Genomic DNA, 616 nt, shown 5'->3' with positions numbered 1-616 from the left:
TCGGCGTTCGGGTCGTCGGTGGCCAGGCCGGTCCAGGTCATGCCGGGGCAGATCGCGTTGATCCGGATGTTCTTGGTCGCGTAGTCGAGCGCGGCCGACTTCGTCATCTGGAGCACGCCGCCCTTGGCCGCCGCGTACACCGCGTGCCGCTTCCAGCCGACCAGCGACGCGGTCGAGGCGGTGTTGACGATCGACCCGCCGCCGGTGCGCAGCATCGCCTCGATGCCGTACTTCATGCCGAGGAAGACGCTTTTGAGGTTGACCGCGACCACGTCGTCGAAGGTGGCCTCGTCCTGCTCGACGAGCGGCTTGCGCGGCCCGCCGTAGCCGGCGTTGTTGCACAGCACGTCCAGGCGGCCGAAGTGGTTCTCGGCGGCGGCGATCATGTTGCGGATGTCCTCGGCGAACTGCACGTCGGCGTGGACGGCGACGGCCGCCTCGCCGATCTCCGCGGCGACGGCGTCCTGCGCGCCGCTGCGGTCGGCGCACACGACCCTGGCGCCCTCCGCGGCGAACAGCAGCGCCGCTGCCTTGCCCATACCGGACCCCGCACCGGTGATGACGGCGACTTTGCCGGCGAGGCGGCCTGTGGTGACCATCGTGGCTTTCAGCTCCT

At 70.3% G+C, this 616-nt stretch carries 1 protein-coding gene; it reads right to left on the bottom strand.

Annotated features, from left to right (window positions below; genetic code table 11):
* Positions 1–616, bottom strand: a 616-nt coding sequence (locus ACRX5W_RS33290; RefSeq protein ID WP_436792132.1) for an SDR family NAD(P)-dependent oxidoreductase, incomplete at both ends; no start/stop codon positions are given.

Origin of the sequence: Yinghuangia sp. YIM S10712, from assembly GCF_051388935.1 — a bacterium.
Taxonomy (GTDB): Bacteria; Actinomycetota; Actinomycetes; order Streptomycetales; family Streptomycetaceae; genus Yinghuangia.
The sequence above is the reverse complement of the archived record's forward strand: the minus strand, read 5'-3'. Positions and strand labels throughout refer to the sequence as shown.